Raw genomic sequence first — 18,086 nt, forward strand, 5'->3', positions numbered from 1 at the left:
TCTTCATTTATCAATTTATGATGTGTGTGGTCATACAGTATTGTAGGCTGAGTAATCAAAGCTGTTAAACAAAGTAATCTTGATAGCTGATAATTTATCAACGCGAAAACTTGCGTAAAGCAAACAGCACGAGTGGCCAGCTGATGATACTCATAAACAGTGACAAAGCAGACTGGGCGACAAAGACGTTCTGAATAAACATCTGTAGTACCCATAGATTTAACTGAAAGACAATCAGCCCTAGACTAGCAATTAACCAAGCGCTAACGGTATTCAACTGTCTGACATAGATACTGGTAATTTTGATAACCAGTGCAACAACAACAGCGGCAAAAGCTTGTTGCCCTAAATGGGTATCCATCAATAAATCAGCAATCAGACCAACCGTAAACGCGGTAAAAATGCCGACATAGCGCGGCTGAAACAGCAACCAATAGATCAACACCATGATCATGACCATAGGACGCAGTGTGGCCATGCTTGGGCTTAATGGATAGACATTGAGTGATGATGCAGCGATGAAACTTAGAACAATCACAACGATCAATAGTACCGTGGCATTCTCAGAATCAGGATACGACATGGGTACTTACCTTAGCGAGTGTTTGGTGGTTGCTGTGATATTGTTGATTGGATATTGGCAAGGTGAATACCATAAATGGAAAGCTTTAAAACATCAATAAGCCAGCTAATTAGCCGTCAATACCATGGCTTACGTCATTATCTATGGAGCAATAGCAGCAGCATTGTTCTCATTTAGTAGCTTGTCTTGAAGTATTAGTACATAAGCATTATCGATAAAATTAGCCGCTGGAGTAACTTCGATCGTTCTAAAGTTGTCGGTTTGCTCGTCTTTGACATGCGCGATACGCCCTACTCGATAGCCTGCCGGAATACGTCCGCCCAGTCCTGACGACACTAGCTCATCACCTACTCGCACATCTGACGTCTTAAAGACGTAATTAAGACTTAATGAAGATGGAATACCTTGGCCTGTAACGATAGCACGCTGACCAGTACGCTTGACAGTAACCGCAACTGACTGCTGCTCATCTGTAATCAACAACAGACGGCTAGTATTCGGATAGACATTGATAATCTGTCCTAATACGCCGTCTTCATCGATGACCGTTTGCCCAACTTGTACGCCATCTTGCTCACCTTTATTAAGCACGACAATCTGTCTGAGCAAGTTGGTATCTGTGCCGATGACTTGCGCCAAATTAAGATCGAACTGCTCAGGCTTGGTGGTAGATAAGATACCTTGCAGACGTGCGTTCTGCGCCAAAATATAATCTTGCTGTTGTAGCTTGGCATGTGCGTGTATCAATTGCGATTTTAGCTGCATGTTTTCGCGACGCAGTGCTTCTTTAGATTGTAGACTACCACCTGCCCAATGCTTGGCATAGCTTGGCAATAGAGACAGCTCATAGATTGGCTGCATGGCGGCATGGCTGGTGCTACGTACTGGCTTAAACCAATCAGAGTTTTTGCTATCAAACCACATCAAAATTAAGGCTGCTATCAATACAATAACAGTCTTACGAAGTGATAACGGCTGGCGCGCAAAAATACTTGGAGTCATAAGTCGTCTGATTTAAGGATTCTAAAATGAACAATAGCACTTATTTACAGCATGAGTGTTTATCGAGGATATTGGGTTCTAGCACAAATGAATGCAATTAAAGGTAGCACAATCGGCTACCTTTAATTTTATATATAGTCAATTTTCTATAAATTGGGTACGGTGTCAGTCTCGCTCAGCCTACTATTTGTAGTACTTTCGCTCGGCTTTCTTTTATCCAAATTATATTGAACCGACTATATTTATAGTTTCATCATTCACATAAATTATCATATATTGCCAATACTATATGGCAATTAAGGATAAATATGAATTAAACAAAAATCATGTTTAAGCTTTTGTTATTGATGAAATCAAGCGCGATACCACCACCACGGCTAACGCAGGTTAATGGGTCTTCTGCTACCGTCACTGGCAAACCGGTCTCTTGTGAGATAAGTTTGTCTAAGTCACGTAATAGCGCGCCGCCGCCTGTCAATACGATGCCACGCTCAGCGATATCTGATGACAACTCTGGCGGAGTCTGCTCAAGTGCTACTTTTACAGCGCTAACAATACCGCTCAATGGATCAGTCAACGCCTTTTGCACTTCTTCTGAATTGACAGTAAAGGTCTTTGGCACACCTTCTGCCATGCTACGACCACGCACTTCTACTTCTAGTTGGCTGTCTTCATTCAATGCAGAACCGACTTCTTTTTTGATGCGCTCAGCGGTCGTCTCACCGATGACACAGCCATGCGTACGGCGTACATGAGTGATGATCGCTTCATCAAACATATCACCACCGATACGAATCGACTCAGCATATACGCAACCAGATAGCGCGATAACGGCAATCTCAGTCGTACCACCACCGATGTCCACCACCATAGAACCACTGGCTTCATGAACTGGCATACCAGCACCGATAGCCGCAGCCATCGGCTCTTCTAGCAATAGTACTTTGCTCGCACCTGCTGATGATACTGCCTCACGAATCGCCTTGCGCTCAACTAGAGTAGACTTACATGGTACACAAACCACAACATTAGGCTGTGCCATAAAACGCTTGGCTTTTACTTTAGCGATAAAGTGCTTAAGCATTTTTTGCGTCACTTCAAAATCAGCAATCACACCGTCTTTTAACGGGCGAATCGCTGTGATGTTCGCAGGCGTACGGCCTAGCATCTGCTTGGCATCGATACCAACAGCGGCGACGGTCGGGTTCTGAGTACGATTGCTTCGTAACGCGACCACCGTAGGCTCGTCAAGCACGACGCCTTTATTAGGAATAAAAATTAGGGTGTTCGCAGTACCGAGGTCGATAGCGATATTATTTGATAAAAATCCAAACAGGTTCATGACTAATATATCCAGCGTCTTACGAATGAGGCGAATGAGATTGACTGAGGTGTTACTCGTCAGTGTTGAGCAGGTCGTCGTTAAACATTACTTGTGGCAACAGTTAATCATCCCAACAAGTCAAAATTCAAACAATAATGATGAAATGAAAAAACTGAGCTAAATTATACCGATTTAGCTCAAAAAAAACATAGATATTTGCATCAGTAAGTAAGGATTTTTGTCTTAGACGCCAAAAGTTGTTACAAAGTTTGAAATAGTAGTGAATATCATTCAACTCAATGAAACATCATTTAATCTGATAACTAACAAGGCTCTACAGGCAGATGAATGTTTTGCTTAATAGCAGATGCATACTGTAACGTATTTTAGAAGCTAATTGGAGAGCAATTAAGGAACAATGATGAATTAGGGGGTCAGTTTTGCAATTCTCTGTAAATCATTGTGTCTTAATTGGCATTATAGCTCGGCTAGCACTATATCTTATTTAATATTACGTCTTTATCAATTCAGTCTCTTGGTTGAGATTGTGCATCAATCAAGCGTCATGCTCTGTAAACTTGAGTCAGATGCTTTATAATAAGCCCACTTACTATTTGTTTGTATTTTAGTTGTTTCTATTTTAGCGCTTACGTATTTGCGTTTTCGTAATCAACTACTCTAACAAAAACTGTCCTTAACTGGAGAAACTATGTCTCAGCAGCCAGCAACGTCTGACAGCAACGTCAGCCGTGAAGAAATCCTAGAAGTTGCCAACCTTGCCCGCTTAGGTGTCGATGAAAGTACAGCCGATAGCTATGCTGATGATATCAGTAAAGTATTAAAACTGATGAATACGCTATCTAACGTTGATACCACAGACATCAAGCCACTCGCCAATATCCATGAAGCTTGCCAAGAGTTGCGTGCTGATGTAGCAAAACACGATATCAATCGTGAGCGCAATCAGTCAGTTGCGCCTGCCGTAGAAGAAGGCTTATATCTAGTGCCTCAGGTGATTGAATAATAGTGACTGAATAATACAATCACGCATTTGCCATTATCTCATTTTATTTTATGCTATTAACATTTTGACGGACGACACCTTATGTCTGAACTTCATTTATTAAGTACTGAGCAGCTCATTACTGGCTTGCAAAACAAACAATTTAGCAGCGCAGAATTAACCGAACACTACATCAAGCGCATCGATGCGCTAGACAGCAAAATCAACAGCTTTATCACTCATACCTCTGAGACAGCACGCGCACAAGCAAAAGCGGCAGACGAGATGCGTGCTCAGGGCGATCAGCGTCCGCTACTTGGTGTACCGATGGCGCATAAAGACATCTTTTGTACCCAAGGCGTACTGACCACTTGTGGCTCAAAGATGCTACATAACTTTGTCTCACCATATGACGCGACCATCGTTTCTAACATCGACAAAGCTGGCATGATTAGCTTAGGTAAACTCAATATGGATGAGTTTGCGATGGGCTCAGACAACAGTAGCTCTTACTACGGTACGGTACAGAACCCTTGGAATCTAGAGCGCGTCCCCGGTGGCTCGTCAGGTGGTAGTGCTGCTGCTGTTGCCGCTGGTTTTGTCCCTGTTGCTACTGGTAGTGATACGGGTGGCTCTATTCGTCAGCCTGCCTCATTCTGTGGTCTAACGGGTATCAAACCTACTTATGGTCGTGTGTCACGCTTTGGTATGATTGCCTATGCCTCAAGTCTAGATCAAGCGGGTAGCATGGGACGCAGCGCTAAAGATTGCGCCTATCTGCTCCAGCCAATGATTGGTCACGATCCACGCGATGCCACTTCTATCAAATACGAGATGCCTGACTATGTACAAGACATCAATAATGCAGAAGCCGCTGCTGGTGATAAGCCATTTGCTGGCTTGCGTATTGGTGTGGCCAAAGAATACTTCGGTACAGGGCTTGATAGCGAAGTCGAGCAAGCAGCACGTGCTGCGCTCAAGAAATACGAAGAGCTGGGCGCAACGATCGTAGAAGTGAACATCACAGATCCTGAAATCACGCTTGCCACTTACTACATGCTAGCCCCTGCTGAAGCATCATCGAACCTATCACGCTTCGATGGCGTACGTTTTGGCTATCGCTGTGAGAATCCAACGGACCTTATCGATCTATATACACGTTCACGCTCTGAAGGCTTTGGCCCTGAAGTACAGCGCCGTATTTTGACAGGGACGTATGCGCTATCGGCTGGCTATTTCGATGCTTACTATACTAAAGCACAGAAGATTCGCCGATTAATTGTAAAAGACTTCGACGAAGCCTTTGCTAGCTGTGATGTGATTGCTAGCCCGACTGCACCGACTGCGGCTTATAAGCTTAGTGAAGACCTAGATCCTGCAACGATGTACTTAGGTGACGTCTATACCATCGCGGTCAACCTAGCGGGTCTGCCTGCACTCAGTCAGCCAGTTGGTTTGACGACAGAAGGTCTACCTATTGGCTTGCAATTAATCGGTAAGCATTGGCAAGAGAGTCAACTGCTCACGACTGCGCATCTGTTCCAGCAGCATACTGATCATCATCTACAACACTCTACCATCGCAAAGGAGACGGTATAATGAGTACAGCTACTACTGATAACAATGCCGTCCGTGAACACGCCGTGCGTAAAGAGCTATTCGTCGATGGCTATGAAGTGGTCATCGGTATCGAGATTCACTGCCAGCTAAATACGGAAAGTAAGATCTTCTCAAGTGCGCCGACTGACTTTGGTCATGAGCCAAACAGCCAAGCAAGTATCGTCGATTTGGGTTTGCCTGGTGTATTGCCAGTGCTAAATGCTGGTGTGGTCGATCGCGCGCTAAAATTCGGTATCGGTGTTAATGCTGAACTGGGTCTGTTTAATACGTTTGACCGTAAAAACTACTTTTACCCTGACTTGCCTAAAGGCTATCAAATCACCCAGATGGCTAATCCTATCGTTGGTGAAGGCTATATCGATGTCGTCGTCAACGAAGGCGAAAAGAACGAATATCCGAAACGTATGGGTATCACTCGCGCGCATCTAGAAGAAGATGCGGGTAAATCTGTACATGACGCAGTCGACGGTATGACTGGCGTGGATTTGAACCGTGCAGGTACACCACTAATCGAAATCGTCTCTGAGCCAGACATGCGCTCTGCTCACGAAGCACTTGCTTACATCAAAGCCATCCATCAGCTAGTCACGTGGCTAGGTATCTCAGATGCAGTGATGGCTGAAGGCTCGTTCCGCTGTGACTGTAACGTCTCTGTGCGCAAGCCAGGCGCTGATCTCGGTACACGTACTGAGCTAAAGAACCTAAACTCGTTCCGCTTTATCGAACGTGCTATTAATCGTGAAATCGAACGTCAAATCGATATCCTAGAAGATGGTGGCAAAGTTGTCCAAGCGACGATGCTATATGATCCAGAGCGTGATGAAACGCGTACCATGCGTACCAAAGAAGACGCCAATGACTATCGCTACTTCCCTGATCCTGACCTGCTACCTGTCCGTATCGAGCAGCATACGGTTGATGCGATCAAAGCAGCGATGCCAGAGCTACCAGTTGCTCGTCGCGCACGTTTTGAAGAAGCGCTTGGTCTGTCAGAATACGATGCTCGTATCTTGACTGGTAGTCGTCAAATTGCCGATTACTTCGAAGATGTAGTGGCTGAAATCGGTCAGCAAGATGCCAAAATGGCTGGCAACTGGGTCATGGGCGACTTGCTCGGTGCACTGAACAAAGATGACACCGACATCATCGATTCCCCTATCAGCGCTAAGCAATTGGCTGGCATGCTCAAGCGTATCAAAGATGACACGCTATCTGGCAAACTGGCTAAGAAAGTCTTTAGTGCTCTATATGAGCGCGAAGGCGGCGATGGCGATGATGCAGCAGATAAAATCATCAAAGACAAAGGCCTTAAGCAAGAAACCGATACTGGCGCTATCAAAGCGATGGTAGAAGAAGTCATCGCAAAAAATGAAGCGATGGTAGAAGAATATCGCGGCGGTAAAGAAAAAGCCTTTAACGGTCTGGTCGGTCAGGTCATGAAAGCCAGTCGCGGTAGTGCTAACCCACAGCAAGTGAACCAAATTCTAAAAGAATTATTGGGTTAACATTGGCTGCTAAGCGATTATACTGACTATGCTAGGCGGAATAATATTGTAGATTTTGGCTGCTATAAATAGCCCTTGCAATATGCATAATTTTGCGTAAAATAGTCAGTCACTCGGGGCGTAGCGCAGTCTGGTAGCGCACTACACTGGGGGTGTAGTGGTCGCAGGTTCAAATCCTGCCGTTCCGACCAAACATAGCAGTAATAGAGAAAAGCCAATCATTGTTTTCAATGGTTGGCTTTTTTTTGTGCTAAATTTGGTTGGTTAGTTTGTGGTGTACTAAATAGAAAGTGAGTTAGACTCGTTCAATCTAGAGATGTAGGAATATAAATCATGAGTTTAATGGATAAACCTAAAACAGACTTCTACAAAGAATATGTATCTATAAAAGATTTTCTTTTCTACGTTGCATTCACTCAAAAAGAAACAGTTAGCGACGTTGCTTCATGGTTACTTTACAACGCCTTTTCAAAGGATATTACATCTTATGAAATTGATCGGCACTACAGAGTCTTTAAAGGGAAGATAAAATCTGGAGCTGATAAAAACATAGAAAGATTTTTTGAACAGATTACCTTTGATGGTTACCATGCTTACTATGCGTATGTATGTTTCATTAGAGACAAAGAAGACGGTATAGATAGTAGCCATTGGAAAGATAGCTTTATAAACGAAGATTACTATAAATTAGTTTATTCCAACTTCTACCTAAATAAAGCAGAGCTTTACGAGTTAGATTACATAAAAGGCTTAAATCTCAATTTTGATCAAGCAAGTGACTATATTTATCATACTTATAGCTGTGATGGTATTGATGCTACGCTAGAGCCTGAGGGGTTTCTAGCGGTATGGGTTGGCGTCCTATCACTTTACAACAGAAAAAAATAAATTTAGATAAAGAGCGTGATAAAGATGTCCCACAACCTAAGCTGTCATTAGAGACATTAACCAAGGCTATAGATCTTATAGCATCACCGCTTGCCAAGTCCTGAACAATGACACCGCCCTACCGTGTTGAGAAATGTTGAAACGGTAGATGGTACAAGCTAATGCTTAGAACGCACATTGTGCTGTAAAATGGTCAAAACTTCTCATTGCAAGAACGGTAAAAACCGTTGCTCTAGAAGAACACGTAGTTGATAAAAAATAAGTACACCCCAACTATGAGAAAGGCTAAAGACAGCCGAGTTGGCGTCCACTTACCATAAGAATTATCTTTATTCCTTTTAGGCGCAACTAATATATTGATTAATATTATAGGTATGGCTAAAGCAAGCAAAAAATAAATAAAACCAATAATCAGCAATGTATTTCCCTAAAAAATATAATTTGATACTAATTTAACAGACCAATAAAGTAACTACTAGTATTTAGCAGTTTTTAAAAACGATTGTTGGTATCGTCAATATAAAAGTTATTAAAACCTATATATTCCAAAGCATATAGACTTTACTTTACTTTACTTTACTTCCTGCCATTCCGACCAAACATAGCAGTAAAGAGAAAAGCCAATCATTGTTTTCAATGGTTGGCTTTTTTTTGTGCTAAATTTTACTGATATCAACATTCATATTCATCACATTAATATCCTGTTTTAAAGCCAAAAAACCGAGCACTACCCTATCGGATACTTGTCATCTATAGACTTTTATAGAGCGAGCCGTTAGGGTAAATGCTACATCTTTACACTGGTTTACTCTATGATCGAGCCTGTCAATCAGCCCACATTTAATCGCCTCATGAATGACGCTCCTTGGGAACGTTACCGCCGACCCTATGTGCGCGATTTGGCTTATGTACTGGCATGTCCCAATGTTTTGACACAGTGGCTAGACTTTGCACCGCATCAGAACGCACATACCGTTGCTGTGCATAGCGCGCAATTTTGGCAGACGCAATTTGAGGCGTATGAGCAACGATTAACAGAGCTAGACACCACTGCCGCTTATCAAGATCTGACTCGCTATTTACTCAAACGCCCTAGCCCCAATCGACTGGGTTTTCACTTTGAGGGCTTACTGTCATTTTGGTTAGAGGATGGATTTGCGCGCAAGCTGCATCCGTATGAGACACTGGCTAGCAATGTGCAGCTCTATAATGGCAAGCAGACGACTGGTGAGCTTGATTTGATTTTGTATAACCATGCAGAACAGCTGGTTGAGCATTGGGAGCTAGCTATTAAGTTTTTTATGGGGTCAGCACCCTTTGAGCCTGTGAATTGGGTTGGGATTAACTCTAATGATAATCTACAGCGCAAAATGACACACATGCAAACCAAGCAGTTTCGAGCGGTGTGGGTAGATACAGAAAATCATGGACAGGTCAAAATTGATAAGCGTTATGGCGTGATTAAAGGGCGATTCTTTTTACCGATTAACACAGCTGGTTGCGGCGATTATGATTGGCCATACTGGCTAACGCCGAGCTTTCCGATGCATGAGTGGTGTGATAAGAGAGACATGGCAGGTCTTGCAACGATTGACAATACAGCTTTGCGAGCCGCGCATTATATTGAATGGTTCACCAAGCGCGACTTTTATGATGAGCGAAATGCTTATAATGGTCGCCAGCAGCCGATAGTTTGGGCAGATAGCGAGCTACCTAAGACAGGTTTATATTTTGAAGGTAATCGACCAATCGTTATTTATCCGAGACAGTCAGACCAACTCGATGAATAAATTTAGCTAACCTAAAATTTTAAAGTGAAACTGCTTATATAATGTTTTAGCCTTAACAATCGGACAGCTTTCACAGAATGCTTAATAACTCTCAATCACTTGCATTAGCTCATATCTAAGCATATCGGCACTCGGCATACGCTCAGCGTGGAAGCGCACCATCGCAATACCTGCACTGGCAAGCGCCTTATCCTTTTTATCATCCGCTTTTTGGCGGGCTTTGCTACTATGCGTCCAGTCATCAAGCTCGATAGCGACCAATGTAGTCTGAGCATCGACATCCACGATCACATAGTCAACGCTCTGGCGGCAAATACGATTGAACCAAAAGCTACGCTCTGATGTCTCACTACTATTAGCCTCAATGATCCGTGACAGCTGTACTTGGACAAATATGTGATACTCCGGCAGCGCATTTTTTAACTTATTAAAAAATATCACTTCCGTATCGGTCATGATTGGCATCGGCGCAAATGGCCAAATAGCCAACTCATCACCGCGCACAGGTTTTGGATCAGGCTCAACGACGGGGCGTTTTGCTAATAGCTTCGGTAACGTAATCAGCCCTAAAAAGCCAACGGCCAATATTAAAAATATAACACCAAACGACATGGTTCTACCTTATACAATATGAAAGTGATAAGCTAATTGTTATTATTAATAGCAATTAATAATGCGCCGACCACGACAAGGCAACCTATATAGGCTGACAGGTTATACAACAACAGATTATAAAAATGGCGCTCATCTTAACTAAGGTGGCGCCAATCAGCAATCTATAAAACAAAAAACACGACAGTATTTGTCGTGTTTTTATATAGAGTAGATAAAAGCCGAATCCAGACCGCTAGAAACTCTAGCTTAACGCCAGTAAAGCACCCAAGCGCTGGTCGTATTTACTTTGGGGTCACTATTAATTTTATCTTTTAGTGCCAATGCTGCGACTTTGCCGCGTTCAGGCCCAACTACAACACGGACACCGCGGCTAGTTGCACTCGTCTTAACTTGATAACCTGCTGCTCGGAACTTTTTCGCTAACTCATCCGCTTTGGCTTGGTCATTTGCTAGAGCCACTTGCACCCCGAAGCTACCCTTAGCGTCTGTTTCTTTGACTTCTTTACGCGCTTCACTCAGTTTTTGTTGCGCTTCACGTTTTGCATCGGCAGATTTCTTCGCCAGCGCTTCTTCTTGTTGGCGCTTCTTCTCACGCGCTTGTTCGGCGGCAGCCGCTTCACGCTCTAAACGCTGTACCTGTTTGCTCGATGGGATGGTGATGCTCTGACCCAGTTGTAGCGCTGCTGATGGAGATAGGTTGTTGGCTTGAGCCAATACTTCTACAGGCATATTGTATTGTCTTGCCAGTTTTATGAGTCCGTCACCTTTCTTAATTTGGTATTCAGAAGGCGATTTTGGTGGCTCTTTTTTTGCCGCTTCAGCTGCTTCTCTTTTTCTCTCAGCCGCTGCTTGGGCTTCCGCCTGCTTTTTTGCTTCGGCTAGTTTCTTTGCCTCCGCTTGTTTTTTGCTCTCAGCAAGTTTTTTGGCGGCCGCTTGCTCTTTGATAGCCGCTTGCCTTTGAGCTTCTTGTTGCTCTTGAACCGCTTTTTGCTTTTCGGCTTCGCTAGACTTTGTAGTATCAGTAGCAGACTGACTCTCAGTACGAGGCTGAACGGTTAGATCTGTAGTAACGTCTTTTGTAGACTCGGTACTGCTAGTTTCATCAGTAGCTGGCGCACTATTATCGACATATTGCTGGCTCTCAGCACGTGCCTTAGCCAACGCTTCTGCTTCAGCAACTTCCTGCTCTGTCAGAAACTCTTTTGCACGTTTTTCTTGCTCTGCAACGCGGGCTGCACGTTCTTTTTGCTTTTGTGCAAGGATACGTTTTTCTGTTTCGATATCAGTTGTGAGCGGCTGCGGAGACTCTTGCTCCGAGCTTAGTTTGTCAACCATCGCTGACATCGGCTCTGGTTGATCGCTATCACCAATCTGTTGCACCATGGCATATAGCATAACGCTACCGCCGATAATCATCCCAATGCCCAATAAGGCTTGTCTCGAAAAGTTCATCCGTTTACGTCTCTTAGTTGGTAATAAGGTTGATTGAGCGGCGCAGCGACTATCTCAAAGCAGTATATCAAATCGCTTTAATCATGATCTCTTACCGCCAGTTACTGTCAGTTAATGCCATCAGGGTTCAAAATTTGTGCCGACCATCTTCTACTAGTCTGGCAAATCATTTTGATTATAAAGCATATTTTTCATGCTGTCTGCTATCAGGCTACGACTAAGATTAACATTAAACAGGTACTACTTTAACTTAAATTGTCATACGCTAAGGGCACTTAACGCTTCCCCAATCGTATGAAACGAGCCACACACGACAATAAGGTCTTGCGGTTGGCTCGCCTCTATCACTGCATGGGTCGCTGTATGCAAACTATCGAACTCATATATATTGGTGCTATCGACATATTTAACCAAAACATCTTGCAGCTGCTCAGTAGTCGCGGCACGAGGGTAATCAATCTCAGCGATAGACCAGTCACTAACCGGTAAGCCTACTTGGGTTAAGCGCTGCACAACCTTATCAATATCTTTATCACCTAACATAGAAAATAGCATTTTTATCTTTGGTGTAGGGATATTCGCTGAGCTATTTTGATTACTTTGCTTGGCTACATGCTGCTGCCAAAACGGTAATAGCTGGGCTAATAAGAACTCAACGCCTTGCTCATTATGCGCCACATCAAACAACCAATGGCGGCTATGGCTCTCACGATAATCGAAACGACCTGCCAGTTTGACAGTTTGTAGTGCTTGCTCAATGGCATTGATATCAATATCTAATGGACTTGCTAATACTGCTGATAGTGCATTGGCGGTGTTAGTTAACGATAGCGCAGGACGTGGTAATTGCAAGGTAACCGCTGCATTACTGTATTGCCAAGTCGTTGCATCAATATCGCGGTAGCTAAAATCTTGTCCAATCTGATAACAAGTTGCCTGCTGGGTATCGATAGATTGTTGCACGCTAGCTGGCATCTCAGTAGCACCATAAATCAAAGGAATGCCGTTGCGCAAGATACCTGCTTTTTCGCGACCAATATCCTCGACATTATCACCCAGCCAGTCAACGTGATCGATACCGACATTGGTAATAACTGCCATGTCAGGATCAATAATATTGACCACATCTAGCCGTCCACCCAGTCCCACTTCTAATACCCACACGTCACAATCTGCCTCAGCGAATATCAATAGCGCTGCTAGTGTGGTCATCTCAAAAAACGATAACGTCAAATCGCACTGTAAGCGTGCTGCTTCTACTTTGCTAAAAGCCTCAATCAGCGTCTGGTCGCTGACCATCTCACCATTGATACGTACACGCTCGTTGAAGGCGCTAAGATGTGGCGACTGATATAGTGCCGTCTTATAACCTGCGGCTTTACACATTTCGGCAATGACAGCAGTTGTAGAGCCTTTGCCATTAGTACCTGCCACAGTAAATACATAAGCGTCATCTTTAGCTGACTGCACCACGCCTAACGCTTCTGCAACAGGCAATACACGTGACAACCCCATATCGATTGCAGATACATGAATCTGCTGCATATAATCAAGCCATTCAGTTAGGCTAGCACTTTCATTAGGACTATGGGCATTAGGGCTGCGAAGGTCAGATGCTAAAAGGTCAGACATGGATAAAACCTATATAAAATTTAATAAGAAATAAAAATATATGTGTTGGCTAAAACCAAAAATAGCACTTACCGTGCGATGACGATAAATGCTATTAGGGGTCTTGCACATGCAGTAGATGTTAGCACGCAGCTAAGTCATTATGCACTCAATAAATGATTCATTATACTGAGTCATTTACCTTATCGAGCATCTCATTTTACTGAGCATCTACATTTGGTACGCGGCATAGTTTTGCAAGTAGACGATAGATCGTATCGATTAGCTGATGACGATGTACCACTTCATCCACCACACCATGCTCTAATAAGAACTCAGCGCGCTGGAATGGCTCTTCTAACGTCTCGCGTACAGTCTGCTCGATCACACGCTTACCAGCAAAGCCAATCATCGCTTTTGGTTCTGCTAGATGGATATCACCCAACATCGCCAGTGATGCAGTTACACCGCCGTACACAGGATTGGTTAATACCACGATATAAGGAATCCCAGCGATTCTTAAACGCTCAATCGCTGCTGCCGTACGTGCCATTTGCATCAACGATAGCAGGCCTTCTTGCATACGTGCACCGCCAGAAGCAGCAAAGCAAACCAAAGGCACTTTTTGCTCTAGCGCTTTTTCAGCTGCTTGGACAAAACGATCGCCAACGACTGAACCCATTGACCCACCCATAAAGCGGAAGTCAAAAGCACAGGCGACGATATCAAGGTTACGCAGTTTGCCATACATAGCAACCAACGCCTCAGACTCACCTGTTTTTTCTTGTGCTTCACTCATACGCGCAGGATATGGCTTACTATCCACAAAGCTCAATGGATCTTTTGCCGTAAATTCTTGTCCTGTCTCGCCGTCTACTTGATCAAGTAACCAGTTCAGGCGCTCACGAGCACTCATCGGTAAATGATGATCACAATGCGGGCACACATAACAGTTAAAAATCAGCGCTGTGTTGGTAATCATCGAATGACAATTACTACACTTAGTTGACGGTTCAGTCTCTACCGCAGACAGTGGCGCAGTCAAATGCTGCTTGATACCTGGGATAGGGCGATTGAACCATGACTGCCTATCCGTATTGCTGTTTGGCGCGGCTTTAGCAGTATTGTTATCGGGTTTTGTTATTGTATCAGTCATATTATTTGCCATCATAAAAGGCTTATTGACAAGTTTGCTCATTCGCTTGTCATTGAGAGTTTAATGGTTGTCTAAAAAAAACGTCTAATACAGTCATAACATGAGCAGTCATGCGACATACTGATAAATAAATCTCGTATGTCGGTAATTTGATTATGCGCTTGTTGATAGATAATGTATTTGCCAATCAAAATGACTAATAAACCACTGCTATCAGACACCATATAATAGTGATGTTAGTTTACACTCGTAAACTAATTTTAGCAAAGTCATTTAGTATTGTCTTCACGTAAAGCATTTGAGTAAAGTTTTTAGGTAAACAATGGCTGCAATTTGACTTTGCCGTTTCAAGTAACTATCTCTTCAAGTAACAATAATATGGAAGCAATAGCTATTAGGCGCTTAAGCTGTCTAATGCTGCACGTAGCTCATCCATTTTTGCCATGATGCTTTGCTGTGCATTTGCAACCGCAGCGGTATCGTTGGCATCGATATCGGCAAAATTCTGTACCAAAGCACTACCGACGATAACGCCATCTGCATGAGTACCGATCGCTTTTGCAGAAGCACCATCACGGATACCAAAGCCGACGCATACTGGCAAGTCTGTTTCTGCTTTGATTGCTTGTACTTGGGTCGCTACATCATCAGTATCTAGCGTGGCTGAACCAGTCACGCCTTTTAGTGATACATAATAAATATAGCCGCCACAATGAGTCAATACTTGCTCACGGCGCTCGGGCAACGTCGTTGGCGATAGCAAGAAAATCTCATTCATCGAATGATCGGTCAAATGCTGAGTGAAGCTGCCCGCTTCTGCTGGTGGCAGATCTACCATCAATAAACCATCAACGCCTGACTGCTCGCATAGCGCCACAAATTTATCATAGCCGATGATTTCAACAGGATTTAGATAACCCATTAGGATAATTGGCGTTTGCATATCTGTTTGACGGAACTCTGCAACCATTTTTAGTGCATCACGAGTACTCGTACCTGCTGCTAATGCACGCTCGCCAGCCAAGGCAACGGTTGGACCATCGGCCATTGGATCAGAGAACGGCAGACCGACTTCGATCATATCGGCGCCGTGTTTCACTAAGTCGTGCAATAGGCCTACGGTGGTGGTCGGATTAGGATCGCCTGCCATTACATAAGGAATCAAGGCTTTTTTATTTTGTGATTTTAAGGTTTCAAAGGTACTTTCAATTCTGGTCATAGTGGTCTCTTAATTGTTATAAACTGGCTTGTTTGACCCTTTATCTAATAATGTATATCGAACAATAAAAGGTCAAACAATTTTTCTTATAAAGAAGAATCTAGTAACTTATAAATTTGATAACTTATAAAAATACTCGTTACTACAACTCAATCCCTTCTGCTTTCATCACTGAATGCAGATCCTTGTCACCGCGACCTGACATATTAACGATAATCGTCTGATCAGGCGTCATGGTTTTAGCCAGTTTCAATGCATAAGCGACGGCATGGGCAGTCTCAAGTGCAGGGATGATGCCTTCTTTGCGAGTTGCTTCATGGAAGCCTTCTAGCGCCTCTTTATCCGTACAGCCAACATACTCAACACGCTTCATGTCTTTTAGGAAGCTATGCTCTGGACCGACACCAGGATAATCAAGACCCGCTGAGATAGAATGCGTCTCTTGAATCTGACCATCATCATCTGCCATTAGGTAAGTACGGTTACCATGTAATACGCCAATACGACCAGCAGCCAATGGTGCTGAATGACGACCTGACTCGATACCATCACCCGTTGCCTCGACGCCATACATCTTAACTTCAGTATCGTTTAGGAAGTCAAAGAACAAACCGATAGCGTTCGAGCCACCACCGACACAGGCAACCAATGCATCAGGCATTTTACCTGTTTTCTCTAAATGCTGAATGCGTGCTTCTTTACCGATAATCGCTTGGAAGTCACGAACCAATAGCGGATAAGGATGCGGGCCTGCCACAGTACCGATAATGTAATAGGTGCTATCTACATTGGTCACCCAGTCACGCATGGCTTCGTTCATTGCGTCTTTGAGCGTGCGTGAGCCAGAAGTGACGGGCACAACTGTCGCGCCAAGCAAGCGCATACGATAGACGTTCATTTTTTGACGCTCGACATCGTCAGCACCCATATAGACGATACACTCTAGCCCTAAGCGTGCAGCAATCGTTGCCGTCGCGACGCCATGCTGTCCTGCACCCGTCTCAGCGATGATACGTTTCTTGCCGCACATCTTGGCAAGCAATGCCTGACCAATGGTGTTATTTACTTTATGTGCGCCTGTATGGTTTAGGTCTTCACGCTTAAAGTAAATTTGCGCACCGCCAATCTCATCACTCAAACGCTTAGCATGATACAGAGGCGTTGGACGACCGACATAATTGACCAAATCATTGTGATACTCTTCCCAGAATGCTGGGTCTGCTTTTACTTTGGTATAAAGCGTTTCTAGCTCTTCTAGAGCAGCCATTAGCGTCTCAGAGACAAAACGCCCCCCATGTACACCAAAATGACCGCGCGCATCAGGATACTGGTTGAAGTCCTGTACGTTTTCAGGATTGGTAAAAGTATTAACCGACTGTGCGGTAGCAGATAAATCTTTGTTCTCGACATGACTCATGATAATTCCTACTGTAATAAGTGGTATTTTTTAGATAACTTTAGATAAATAGAGAGAAAATAATAAAAGGGATAATAATCTAATAAGATTTAAACAGAAAAATCGGAATAACGATCAACTAAGCAGATTATGTATGACAAATAGCCTGATACAAACCCACTTAGATGGCGCCAGTGACCGTAGCGTTTTGCCATCGATCGCGCTTAACCGCTTTCATAAAGGCACGCATTTTGGCAGCGTCTTTTTTACCTTTATCAACCTCAATACCACCGCTCACATCGACGCCATAAATAGGTAAATCTAATGTAGCGGCAACATTGTCGGCATCGAGTCCACCAGCCAAAACGATCGGCAGTGCGCTGTCATGTGGAATGAGACTCCAGTCAAAACGTGCGCCTGTACCGCCATACTTATGCTGATGATAAGCATCCAATAAAATACTACTGGCACCTGCAGTCGCAAATTGATTAATTTGGGCGCGAACGCTATCGAGACTGTCTTGCTCTGTATTGATACGCAATGCTTTGATCCAGCGTTTATTGATCACGCCTGCCAGCTGTTGGCATTGCTCAGGTGTCTCATCACCATGGAACTGGATAATATCAAAAGAAACATTATTTGCTAATTTAATCAGCTCATCTTTGGACATATTGACGACCAGTGCCACTACGCTGACAAAAGCAGGTACGGCAGCGCTCAGGGTTTGCGCCTGCTCTATCGTGACCGCACGTGGACTTGGTGGATAAAACACCAAACCCACTGCATCTGCACCTAACTGTGCTGCAGTCTGTATATCACTAAGCTGAGTAAACCCGCAAAACTTAACGTGCATTTTGTGACCTTGCGTTTCATGGTACTGAATATGACACCGATTATAGCGGCATCAGATAGGTTCAAGCTA

The 18,086-nt window shown here is 43.8% G+C and carries 15 protein-coding genes and 1 tRNA gene; 6 read left to right on the forward strand and 10 right to left on the reverse strand.

What is annotated here, in order from left to right:
* Window positions 1-97: 97 nt before the first annotated feature.
* From mreD to ACIGBM_RS00415, 3 genes are all read right to left on the reverse strand, one after another.
* Window positions 98-583: a rod shape-determining protein MreD gene (mreD, locus tag ACIGBM_RS00405; RefSeq protein WP_335731574.1), complete on the reverse strand. Its 486-nt coding sequence runs from the start codon at window positions 581-583 to the stop codon at window positions 98-100.
* Between the two features lie 141 nt (window positions 584-724).
* Complete coding sequence (mreC, locus tag ACIGBM_RS00410) at window positions 725-1,585, reverse strand: rod shape-determining protein MreC (RefSeq protein WP_102077941.1); 861 nt, start codon at window positions 1,583-1,585, stop codon at window positions 725-727.
* A 313-nt stretch (window positions 1,586-1,898) separates the two neighbouring features.
* Window positions 1,899-2,927 (reverse strand): rod shape-determining protein, encoded by a 1,029-nt coding sequence (locus ACIGBM_RS00415; RefSeq protein WP_082624553.1) that lies wholly within the window; start codon window positions 2,925-2,927, stop codon window positions 1,899-1,901.
* Window positions 2,928-3,618: 691 nt separating this feature from the next.
* Here ACIGBM_RS00415 and gatC point away from each other — a divergent pair.
* The 6 genes from gatC (at window position 3,619) to ACIGBM_RS00445 (ending at window position 9,715) form a co-directional block, all read left to right on the forward strand.
* Entirely contained in the window at window positions 3,619-3,933 is a 315-nt protein-coding gene (gene gatC, locus ACIGBM_RS00420; RefSeq protein WP_057758683.1) for an Asp-tRNA(Asn)/Glu-tRNA(Gln) amidotransferase subunit GatC, read from the forward strand.
* Window positions 3,934-4,014: 81 nt separating this feature from the next.
* Entirely contained in the window at window positions 4,015-5,511 is a 1,497-nt protein-coding gene (gene gatA / locus ACIGBM_RS00425; protein ID WP_397476401.1) for an Asp-tRNA(Asn)/Glu-tRNA(Gln) amidotransferase subunit GatA, read from the forward strand.
* Window positions 5,511-7,037, forward strand: a complete 1,527-nt coding sequence (gene gatB / locus ACIGBM_RS00430) for an Asp-tRNA(Asn)/Glu-tRNA(Gln) amidotransferase subunit GatB (RefSeq protein ID WP_102092404.1) — start codon at window positions 5,511-5,513, stop codon at window positions 7,035-7,037. The genes gatA and gatB overlap by 1 nt, the downstream gene beginning before the upstream one ends.
* 114 nt (window positions 7,038-7,151) lie before the next feature.
* A tRNA-Pro gene (locus ACIGBM_RS00435) sits at window positions 7,152-7,228 on the forward strand.
* Window positions 7,229-7,370: 142 nt separating this feature from the next.
* Window positions 7,371-7,925, forward strand: coding sequence for a hypothetical protein (locus ACIGBM_RS00440; protein ID WP_397476402.1), 555 nt, complete (start codon window positions 7,371-7,373; stop codon window positions 7,923-7,925).
* Window positions 7,926-8,737: 812 nt separating this feature from the next.
* A complete protein-coding gene (locus ACIGBM_RS00445) occupies window positions 8,738-9,715 on the forward strand; it encodes a DUF1853 family protein (RefSeq protein ID WP_397476403.1) in 978 nt (325 codons plus the stop codon).
* Between the two features lie 81 nt (window positions 9,716-9,796).
* Here ACIGBM_RS00445 and ACIGBM_RS00450 read toward each other — a convergent pair whose 3' ends face one another.
* From ACIGBM_RS00450 to ACIGBM_RS00480, 7 genes are all read right to left on the reverse strand, one after another.
* Window positions 9,797-10,327, reverse strand: a complete 531-nt coding sequence (locus ACIGBM_RS00450) for a DUF2726 domain-containing protein (RefSeq protein WP_101204933.1) — start codon at window positions 10,325-10,327, stop codon at window positions 9,797-9,799.
* Window positions 10,328-10,576: 249 nt separating this feature from the next.
* The gene (locus ACIGBM_RS00455; RefSeq protein ID WP_397476404.1) at window positions 10,577-11,782 is read right to left on the reverse strand and encodes a LysM peptidoglycan-binding domain-containing protein; all 1,206 of its coding nucleotides are present in this window, start codon (window positions 11,780-11,782) and stop codon (window positions 10,577-10,579) included.
* 258 nt (window positions 11,783-12,040) lie between these two features.
* Window positions 12,041-13,414, reverse strand: a complete 1,374-nt coding sequence (folC, locus tag ACIGBM_RS00460; protein ID WP_397476405.1) for a bifunctional tetrahydrofolate synthase/dihydrofolate synthase — start codon at window positions 13,412-13,414, stop codon at window positions 12,041-12,043.
* Between the two features lie 199 nt (window positions 13,415-13,613).
* Entirely contained in the window at window positions 13,614-14,561 is a 948-nt protein-coding gene (gene accD / locus ACIGBM_RS00465; RefSeq protein WP_180952657.1) for an acetyl-CoA carboxylase, carboxyltransferase subunit beta, read from the reverse strand.
* 382 nt (window positions 14,562-14,943) lie between these two features.
* A complete protein-coding gene (trpA, locus tag ACIGBM_RS00470; protein WP_397476406.1) occupies window positions 14,944-15,768 on the reverse strand; it encodes a tryptophan synthase subunit alpha in 825 nt (274 codons plus the stop codon).
* 142 nt (window positions 15,769-15,910) lie between these two features.
* On the reverse strand, window positions 15,911-17,185 hold the full coding sequence (gene trpB / locus ACIGBM_RS00475) for a tryptophan synthase subunit beta (protein WP_057758619.1): 1,275 nt from the start codon (window positions 17,183-17,185) through the stop codon (window positions 15,911-15,913).
* A 160-nt stretch (window positions 17,186-17,345) separates the two neighbouring features.
* On the reverse strand, window positions 17,346-18,047 hold the full coding sequence (locus ACIGBM_RS00480; protein ID WP_397476766.1) for a phosphoribosylanthranilate isomerase: 702 nt from the start codon (window positions 18,045-18,047) through the stop codon (window positions 17,346-17,348).
* Window positions 18,048-18,086 lie beyond the last annotated feature (39 nt).

This window comes from Psychrobacter sp. NPDC077938 (genome assembly GCF_044542635.1).
In the GTDB taxonomy this organism is placed as follows: domain Bacteria; phylum Pseudomonadota; class Gammaproteobacteria; order Pseudomonadales; family Moraxellaceae; genus Psychrobacter.

Excerpts from the sequence above, each read along its gene's own strand:
- mreD (WP_335731574.1), bottom strand. The coding sequence starts at position 583 with ATGTCGTATCCTGATTCTGAGAATGCCACGGTACTATTGATCGTTGTG.
- mreC (WP_102077941.1), bottom strand. The coding sequence starts at position 1,585 with ATGACTCCAAGTATTTTTGCGCGCCAGCCGTTATCACTTCGTAAGACT.
- ACIGBM_RS00415 (WP_082624553.1), bottom strand. The coding sequence starts at position 2,927 with ATGAACCTGTTTGGATTTTTATCAAATAATATCGCTATCGACCTCGGT.
- gatC (WP_057758683.1), top strand. The coding sequence starts at position 3,619 with ATGTCTCAGCAGCCAGCAACGTCTGACAGCAACGTCAGCCGTGAAGAA.
- gatA (WP_397476401.1), top strand. The coding sequence starts at position 4,015 with ATGTCTGAACTTCATTTATTAAGTACTGAGCAGCTCATTACTGGCTTG.
- gatB (WP_102092404.1), top strand. The coding sequence starts at position 5,511 with ATGAGTACAGCTACTACTGATAACAATGCCGTCCGTGAACACGCCGTG.
- ACIGBM_RS00440 (WP_397476402.1), top strand. The coding sequence starts at position 7,371 with ATGAGTTTAATGGATAAACCTAAAACAGACTTCTACAAAGAATATGTA.
- ACIGBM_RS00445 (WP_397476403.1), top strand. The coding sequence starts at position 8,738 with ATGATCGAGCCTGTCAATCAGCCCACATTTAATCGCCTCATGAATGAC.
- ACIGBM_RS00450 (WP_101204933.1), bottom strand. The coding sequence starts at position 10,327 with ATGTCGTTTGGTGTTATATTTTTAATATTGGCCGTTGGCTTTTTAGGG.
- ACIGBM_RS00455 (WP_397476404.1), bottom strand. The coding sequence starts at position 11,782 with ATGAACTTTTCGAGACAAGCCTTATTGGGCATTGGGATGATTATCGGC.
- folC (WP_397476405.1), bottom strand. The coding sequence starts at position 13,414 with ATGTCTGACCTTTTAGCATCTGACCTTCGCAGCCCTAATGCCCATAGT.
- accD (WP_180952657.1), bottom strand. The coding sequence starts at position 14,561 with ATGGCAAATAATATGACTGATACAATAACAAAACCCGATAACAATACT.
- trpA (WP_397476406.1), bottom strand. The coding sequence starts at position 15,768 with ATGACCAGAATTGAAAGTACCTTTGAAACCTTAAAATCACAAAATAAA.
- trpB (WP_057758619.1), bottom strand. The coding sequence starts at position 17,185 with ATGAGTCATGTCGAGAACAAAGATTTATCTGCTACCGCACAGTCGGTT.